At 33.0% G+C, this 7,828-nt stretch carries 10 protein-coding genes and 1 tRNA gene; 4 read left to right on the top strand and 7 right to left on the bottom strand.

From position 1 onward, the window contains the following. Nucleotides 1–360 precede the first annotated feature (360 nt). On the bottom strand, nt 361–630 hold the full coding sequence (locus tag Q4548_RS14755; RefSeq protein ID WP_303456244.1) for a DsbA family protein: 270 nt from the start codon (nt 628–630) through the stop codon (nt 361–363). Nucleotides 631–805: 175 nt separating this feature from the next. Here Q4548_RS14755 and Q4548_RS14760 point away from each other — a divergent pair, with 175 nt between their 5' ends. Further along, entirely contained in the window at nt 806–1,261 is a 456-nt protein-coding gene (locus tag Q4548_RS14760; protein ID WP_303456246.1) for a hypothetical protein, read from the top strand. Nucleotides 1,262–1,311: 50 nt separating this feature from the next. Here the strand turns inward: Q4548_RS14760 and Q4548_RS14765 are convergent. The 3 genes from Q4548_RS14765 to Q4548_RS14775 all read right to left on the bottom strand — a co-directional run bounded on the left by Q4548_RS14765 (nt 1,312) and on the right by Q4548_RS14775 (nt 2,749). Then, nucleotides 1,312–1,387, bottom strand: a tRNA-His gene (locus Q4548_RS14765). A 66-nt stretch (nt 1,388–1,453) separates the two neighbouring features. Then, nucleotides 1,454–2,176, bottom strand: coding sequence for a bacillithiol biosynthesis deacetylase BshB1 (gene bshB1 / locus Q4548_RS14770; protein ID WP_303456248.1), 723 nt, complete (start codon nt 2,174–2,176; stop codon nt 1,454–1,456). A gap of 6 nt (nt 2,177–2,182) precedes the next feature. Beyond that, the gene (locus tag Q4548_RS14775; protein WP_303456250.1) at nt 2,183–2,749 is read right to left on the bottom strand and encodes a glutathione peroxidase; all 567 of its coding nucleotides are present in this window, start codon (nt 2,747–2,749) and stop codon (nt 2,183–2,185) included. 100 nt (nt 2,750–2,849) lie between these two features. Between Q4548_RS14775 and Q4548_RS14780 the strand changes: the two genes are divergently transcribed. Both Q4548_RS14780 and Q4548_RS14785 read left to right on the top strand, forming a co-directional pair. Next, nucleotides 2,850–3,602, top strand: coding sequence for a Rossmann-like and DUF2520 domain-containing protein (locus Q4548_RS14780; RefSeq protein WP_303456252.1), 753 nt, complete (start codon nt 2,850–2,852; stop codon nt 3,600–3,602). Next, the gene (locus Q4548_RS14785) at nt 3,586–4,113 is read left to right on the top strand and encodes an HAD family hydrolase (protein WP_303456253.1); all 528 of its coding nucleotides are present in this window, start codon (nt 3,586–3,588) and stop codon (nt 4,111–4,113) included. Before Q4548_RS14780 ends, Q4548_RS14785 begins: the two co-directional genes overlap by 17 nt. A gap of 70 nt (nt 4,114–4,183) precedes the next feature. Here the strand turns inward: Q4548_RS14785 and Q4548_RS14790 are convergent, their stop codons facing one another. Next, nucleotides 4,184–4,744 (bottom strand): carboxymuconolactone decarboxylase family protein, encoded by a 561-nt coding sequence (locus Q4548_RS14790; protein WP_303456255.1) that lies wholly within the window; start codon nt 4,742–4,744, stop codon nt 4,184–4,186. A 250-nt stretch (nt 4,745–4,994) separates the two neighbouring features. Between Q4548_RS14790 and Q4548_RS14795 the strand changes: the two genes are divergently transcribed. Next, nucleotides 4,995–6,428 carry a DUF3360 family protein gene (locus tag Q4548_RS14795; protein WP_303456256.1) on the top strand — a complete coding sequence of 478 codons (1,434 nt, stop codon included), beginning with the start codon at nt 4,995–4,997 and terminating at the stop codon, nt 6,426–6,428. A 101-nt stretch (nt 6,429–6,529) separates the two neighbouring features. Here Q4548_RS14795 and Q4548_RS14800 read toward each other — a convergent pair whose 3' ends face one another. Continuing rightward, nucleotides 6,530–6,847: an AraC family transcriptional regulator gene (locus Q4548_RS14800; protein WP_303456257.1), complete on the bottom strand. Its 318-nt coding sequence runs from the start codon at nt 6,845–6,847 to the stop codon at nt 6,530–6,532. Between the two features lie 70 nt (nt 6,848–6,917). Beyond that, on the bottom strand, nt 6,918–7,496 hold the full coding sequence (locus Q4548_RS14805; protein WP_303456258.1) for a DUF4377 domain-containing protein: 579 nt from the start codon (nt 7,494–7,496) through the stop codon (nt 6,918–6,920). Nucleotides 7,497–7,828: the final 332 nt, after the last annotated feature.

Below are 7,828 nucleotides of genomic sequence, written 5' to 3' on the forward strand. Positions count from 1 at the left end.
TCCAAATCACAAAAATCTCCTGCATTTTTTTTCGGAAGCTAGCTGTTGCAACACATCAACCAACATTGTTTTGGACACAGCTCCAGTAAGTCTAAGCTCTTTAATTTACAACAAACGTTGGTGCAGAAAGAATGTTTAATTCTCGCAACTCACATTCACTTTTCAATACCTAATTCTTATACTAATTTTCATCATGCCAAGCCACCTCAACTTTTTTTGATTGATATTCTTTAGTTATACTAACAAGATCGTTAACACGAGTAATAGACATACCTTCTCCAAAATAAACAGATTGTATTGCATGTACTACTTGTATTTCTACATTATTTTCTTGTGCTTTTAAAACAACTTGATCTATTTTTAAAATAGTAGGAATCTTTGTAAAAAGAGTTCACTCAACAACAATCCTTCTGATTCTAAAGCTTCTTTTCCTTTTTCATCAGCTGTATTTACATCTAAAATCCCTTTACCTTTCCAATATTCATGAATGGAAATTCCTTTTTGAGGTAAATGTGACCTGATTTGAAACGGAATCAAATTGATGTTAACTGCTACTTTTGTTTTTTGAACTGCATGAGCCAATCGTTGGTTTCCGGCATAACACCATAGACAGATAATATCATAGACCAAACCTATATTAAACCTTCCTTTTTCATCCGTTTTTAGACGAATTACAACACAACCCTTACCATTTAAATCTAGTCAAAAAAACAAAATTTTGAACATATGAGTTACAAATTAAAAGACCCAAGCTCCCTTTTTTTAAACTTTTTTAAGATATTGAATACATTAAAATTCTTGAAAAATGATGCACAAAATCCTCCTACTCATTTTTGTCTTGTTTATGAGTTGTAACCAAGATAAAAGTACACAAACAGACCAAGTGATTTACACCAAAATTGGAAAAGGAATACTCACTGGACAAGGAGAAGAAGGCATCTCTAAAAGTAATTGGGTGGTAACCAATGAAAAAGACTGGAACCATCTAAAAGCAAAAATGAATACCATAAACCAAGAGACCAGCCATTTTACAGAAACTCAAATAGATTTTTCAAAATACATTGTGATTGCTACATTTGATAGTATTAGACAACAAGGAGGTTCGTATATTTCTATTGCAAATGTTGTAAAAAATACATCAAACACGGTGGTTTGCACAAAATACATTGAAGACAACTCTCCTTTTGCCACACATGTTGTCAATCAATCCTATCATTTGGTGAAAATTGAGAAAACTAACTTGCCTATTATTTTTGAATAAAAACTCATAAAAACAAAAAATCCTATCTAAAACTAGATAGGATTTTTTAAGGGTGGAAGACGGGACTCGAACCCGCGACACTCGGTACCACAAACCGATACTCTAACCAACTGAGCTACAACCACCATTTGCGCGCGCTTGCGTTAGCGGTTGCAAATATAAGAGGTTTCTTGAATTCTACAAAGAAAAAAATTAAAAAATATCAGATAAATTTTTAACCGCTACGTAACGTTCTGTGGTAAAACCTTCTGCGTAATTTACACCTACCAATCTTCCCAAATCTTTTGCTCTATAGTCTACACTCTCAAAAAAGTTTTTACTCGTTATTGGAGATTCTGGCTCTTTGCTATTTGGATCGTAAAATTGTGATTTGAATGCTTTGATTGCGTTTTCTTTTACATCCATATAATCAGAAATATCCACCACAAAATCTGGTTCAATGGTTTTCCACTGAATGTAATGGTACACATTTTTAGGTCTCCAAGCTTCTTGATCTCCAAACCCCACGTCCGTTTTTATGGCTCTCAACCCTGCTAAAAAACAAGCATCCGAAACCAATTTACTTGCTTTTGCATGATCTGGGTGACGATCATCTATAGCGTTACACAACACAATATCTGGCTGGTATTTTCTAATAATTTCAACTATTTTTAACTGGTATTCTTTACTATTTTCTAAATACCCATCAGGCAATTCTAAATTTTCTCTTACCATTACCCCTAAAACACCTGCAGCAGCTTCTGCTTCCATGGCTCTAATTTTTGGAGTTCCTCTAGTTCCTAGTTCTCCTTGAGTCAAATCTAAAATTCCTGCTAATTTTCCTTCTGCAATCTCTTTTGCCAATGTACCTCCACATCCCAACTCAACATCGTCTGGGTGTGCTCCTATGGCCAATATGTCTAACTTAAAATTCATATATATTTATTTTGTAATCCAATTTACAATGCTTGGATCGTTCGGTTTTATTTTTGGACTGATTACTTTTTCTAGTTTTCCATCTCTTCCTATCAAGAATTTTTGAAAATTCCATGTGACTTTTGAATCTTGTACGCCATTGAATTTTTTACGAGTTAAAAACTGATAAATTTCTGCTTGATTTTTTCCTTTTACATCTATTTTCTCCATCATTGGAAAAGTAACTCCATAATTCAATTGACAAAATTCTTGAATGTCTTCAGAATCTCCTGGTTCTTGATATAAAAAATTATTTGCAGGAAACCCTACAATTGTAAAATTGTTACTGTTATTATATGCTTCATAAATTTCTTGTAATTGTTCGTATTGTGGAGTCAAACCACATTTAGAAGCCGTATTTACAATCATTATTTTTTTTCCTTTTAAAGTAGAAAAATTAAAATCATTTCCTTGTAAATCTTTGACTATAAAATCATAGATAGAAGTTTTCGTGTTTGTAATTTTCACTTTCTGCTCTCTAAAAATATAGTAAGCAAATAGCAAAATGGGCAATATGATATATAGGAGTTTCATCGTTGTAAATTTTTTGCTCAAAGGTAAACTTCGTATTTGTCGTAATCAAATCTAATTTATTTCAAGGTAGTGTTTAGAATTGTTCTTATTTTTGACCCCTATGACAAAGGTTTGTATACTTGGAGCAGGAAAAGTGGGTACGCATTTTATCAAAGAGTGTATCAATAATCCCGCCATTGAACTTATTCAGATTTTCAACAGATCTCAAAAGGGAATTCAACTTTATCAAAATAGTATTCCAACCACACAAAGCGTGTATGAATTGAAAAAAGCAGACCTTTATTTGGTTGCTTTGCCAGACGATGTTATTGCTACGTTAGATTTAAATCATTTAAAAGGGTTAGTAGCACATACCTCTGGAACCTTAGCATTTACCAATTTACAGGCACAAAATAGAGCTGTTTTGTATCCATTACAAAGTTTTAGCAAAGAGAAAAAAATACATTTTAAAAAATTGCCTCTTTGTTTGGAAACCGAGTTTGAAAAAGATTACAAAATTTTACGTGAATTTGCCTACTCTCTTTCAGATGCAGTCTACGCTATTGATGCTTCTAAAAGACAAAAAATACATTTGGCAGCTGTTTTTGCCAACAACTTTAGCAATAGAATGATGGGAATTGCTTATGATTTGTGCAAAGAACATCAGATAGATTTTGAGATTTTACAGCCGTTACTACAAGAGACATTTTTAAAAACTCAAATTTTGCCTCCTCATATTGCTCAAACAGGACCTGCGCTCAGAAATGACCAGCAAACTATAATAAAACATATGGATCAATTAACAGGAACTAACAAAACAATTTATCAACTAATAACCCAATCAATACAAGAAAAGCATGGCACAGAGTTATAAAGAATTATTGAACAACGTAAAAGGATTTATTTTTGATGTTGACGGTGTTTTAACCAACGGAATGGTTACTATATATCCTGGTGGAGAATTGGTACGTCAAATGAATATTAAAGATGGTTATGCCTTAAAAACTGCTATTGATGCAGGATTTCCTGTTTGTATCATATCCGGAGGAAGCAATATTGGTGTTAGAAGTCGTTTGGAAGGATTGGGTATTAAAGATATTTATTTAGGCGTTCATGATAAAATTGAAAAATACCACGAAATCTTAGAACTTCACAACTTAAAACCTGAGGAAATTGTGTACATGGGAGATGACATTCCTGATTATCCTGTAATGGAATTGGTAGGAATTCCGTGCGCTCCACAAGATGCTGTACCCGAAATAAAAGCGGTTTCTAAATACGTTTCTCCTATCAAAGGTGGAGAAGGTTGTGTGCGAGATATTATAGAACAAGTGTTACGTGTGCAAGAGAAGTGGAATGGAAAATTTTACGCTAAGTTTGACTAAAATTTTATTTTTATAAATATAATTAGACAGCTTTCAAAATTAATTGAAAGCTGCCTAACATTCTTCTTCATCAATCTTCTATTTCTTTTCCTACTGCAAAAGGCTCAAGCACCTCATTAATTGTATTTTCTGTAACATGGTTGATGTAATTACCAATTGTTTTAAGAGAAATTCCCACAATTATTTCCATTACATTTTCAGGAGAAAAACCAGCATTGTAAAATAGTTCTAAATCTTCTGTCTCTATATTTCCTCTAGTTACAGTTAATTTCTGAGCTGTTTTGACTAAAATATTCCATCTAGTATCTTCCAACTCTTTTTGTTTTCTGACCGCGTTCAATACAGAAGAAGGAATTCCGTTTGCTTTTGCTGCACGGGTATGAGCAGCTGTACAATAATCACAGTGATTGACAACGCTAATCGCTAACAAAATTAAATGTTGTTCTCCTGCTGTAAATGAAGTTTTAGAAAAAATATTGAATACATCAACGTAACTTTCTAAAGCCGCTGGTGCACCAGCCATATACCTAAATAAATTGGGTAACATACCGTATTTTTTCTCACCATATTTTAGCAATTCTTTTGATTCTTCTGGTGCACTTTCTATTGTGTGCTTTGTAAATTGTTTCATACTTTCAAATTAAATTTGCTGTAAAGTTACCCCTAAACAAAACCTTTAACAATGGACAAAGGTTCATCCGTCAATTTCGGTTTGTTTCTATTTTACAAACATGTTTATTTGTTAAGCATCCGCTATTCATCTAATATTTTGAATAGAACAAATCATCATTCAAAAACAATTATCAATAAAAAATAAATTATTAACAACAAAACAGACATATAATTTATATTTTCATAAAAAATTTCCAACTTACATACATATGTACAAACAAAAGAGAAAAAAAAGAACTGAATTTTCTTCTAGAAAAGAGTATTTAGAGCATGAATTGTCTATACTAAATTTTAGACGCTGGAAGTTGAATTTACCCTTTAGAGACTACTCTATTGAGATTGAAGATCTAGTTCCTGCCATTGCCGCAACTATCGGAAAAGTGGTAATGGTTACCGCTGTAGTTGCTGCTTTTGCAATTCAATATGGACTAAGTGCTGAATTTATAGCCGAAAATGTTCGTTTTGAGCTTTTGATTGCTGGAATTCTATTTGTTTTTGTTTTTTCTGCAATTCTAAATCCTAAAGCTAATTTAGCGGGGACACATGGACCTATGTTGCCACTCATCCCAATCATTGCTCTGGCAGGTGGTCATCCTCTTGCCCTGGGTATTCTCATCGGTTTTTTTGGAATCATCCTAAGTATTACCAAAGGAGGTTCTAAACTTATGAATTTAACAGGAATTGGTGTTCGTGGTGGTTTGCTTATTTATTTAGGTGCTGTAGGCCTGATTGGTCAAATTAACAAACTAGAAAAATGGGCAGTTTTAGGAGATACCAGTACCATTTCTTTTGTTGTAATTGGATTGACAATCTTAATTTATGCCTATTTGGCCAAAGCAGGTAAACGATGGTTGGCCATTCCCCTCTGTTCTTCTATTGCTGGAATTGTAGCTTATGTAATGGGAGCACATTTTGAGTTTACTACCTCTCCTGGCTTGCCTCACATGAATCCTATGTGGTGGTGGGGAGAAAATACAGGATGGAAATTAGGATGGCCAGACATCAACAGTTTTGTGGCTGTTTTACCTTTTGCCATTTTAGCTATTGCAATGTGGACTCCTGACTTTTTAGGTCATCGTGTTTTTCAAGAGCTAAATTATCCTAAAAAAGCCGACAAAGCATTGATGGATATTGACGATACCATGTCTATTGCTTCTATTAGACAAATTATTGGATCATTCTTAGGTGGTGGAAATATCAGCTCTTCTTGGGGAACCTATATTATTCCTGCAGCTATTGCCAAAAGACCTATTCCTGGTGGTGCTTTGTTGACCGCTATTTTATGTGTATTGACTTCCGTTTTTGGTTATCCTATGGATTTAGCAATGTGGGAACCTGTTTTGAGAATTGCCTTGATTGTAGGAGTGTTTTTACCGCTTTTAGAAGTAGGAATGCAAATGGTAAATAAACAAAAAGATGCATTGAGTGCTGGAACTTGTATTTTTGCATGTGCTTTTGTAAACCCCGTTTTTGGTTGGGCATTAAGCATGTTCTTAGATAATTTGGGGTTGATTGGGGATCATGAAAGAGCCAAAACACTAAACTTAACCGAAAAATTAATCATCCCTGGACTGATGTTCCTAATTTGTATTGTTTCTTTGGCTTTGGTTGGACAATTGCCTGGAATTCCAGCTCTTCTATAACTCCTTTAGACAACAAAAAAGCTATCCTAATTTGTATTTTGGGATAGCTTTTTTCTATGATATATTTATGATATGTTCATCCAAAAACAGCAAACAACAACTTACTGATTGATTTGTCTGTACTCTGTAGGAGACATACCTGTTTTCTTTTTAAACACTTTGCTAAAATAATAAGGATCTTCAAAATTCATTTCTTGAGCAATTTCTTTAATCGTTTTGGAAGTGGTCTTTAAAAGATGCTGACTGTAATTTATTTGTTTTTGAAGCAACAATTGACAAGGTGGAAGGCTGTTTTGTTTTTTAGAAAGTTTGCTTAAATATTTTGGTTTTACGCCCAATTCTTTTTCATAAAAAGCAATTTCATGTTCATTTATAAAATGCTCTTCTATCAAATTTTTAAACTTTTCTAATATCTCCATCCTCAAATTTATAAAATGATTTTACAATGTTCAAAAAAACAGAACAATCGTTTTACAAATATCTTCATTATCAATCCTCAACGTTTAGCGTTGTCAACTCTACAGTGTTTTCCATGTCTGTATGTTTAAAAACGCCAGTTACTGTGGTCAACCCGTCTTTATTTTGAATAGCCTCAAGTTCTTCACACAAATCACCACAATCTATATGTATTTGATTTAAAATTTGAAATCCATCAGTTCTATTGCCAGTCACATATAATTCTGAATCTTCTGTATAAGCTTTTCTCAATGTAATTTCAAACTCAGTATCTTCTGCTATTTTTTCTTTAGAAATTAGTTCTTCTAACTTGTATTTCAAATCACTTCCATCCTGCGGAGGAGCCTCAATTTTAGTTTTTACTACAGAAAGTGTGTAAACATAACCAAACTCATATTCAAAATTTTCAATGCTATTGTAAAAAATGCTCCATTTGTCTGTACCTAAATCCTCTCCTCCTTGAGTATTCATAAACAGTCCTGCAAAAGGTCCGTAAGCCACTGTTTTAAAATGATTTATTTTTATAATTTCCTTTTCTATGCTGTCATCATTCTTACAAGACAAAGTGATCATAGCAATTACAATTCCTATAAATGTTAATTTTATATTCATACGCTTATTTGTTTTTTAAGTAGATGACATTTTGTTTTATAGGTTGCTTTGAAAAACAATAAAAAGTAAAATCATTTTGTAATTCAGATCTATAGAAACGCCTTTTCAAACTCCTCATAGTCAATCCAAAAATAAATTTCACAAAGGCTCATTGCATGTGGAAATGAGGGAGTTATTCTAATTTAACATTAGCTATTTCAAACAGGTCTAATTGGTGGGTAGCAGACAAACAACCTTTACCTGTAAAGAACACACTGTTTTGACCCCTATAAAACAAGAGTAATCTTTTAAATTTCGGATTATTAATTAAGCTGCTTTATTTTTAGTTAAAA

The sequence above is a fragment of the Wenyingzhuangia sp. 2_MG-2023 genome, assembly GCF_030548295.1.
Classification (GTDB): domain Bacteria; phylum Bacteroidota; class Bacteroidia; order Flavobacteriales; family Flavobacteriaceae; genus Wenyingzhuangia.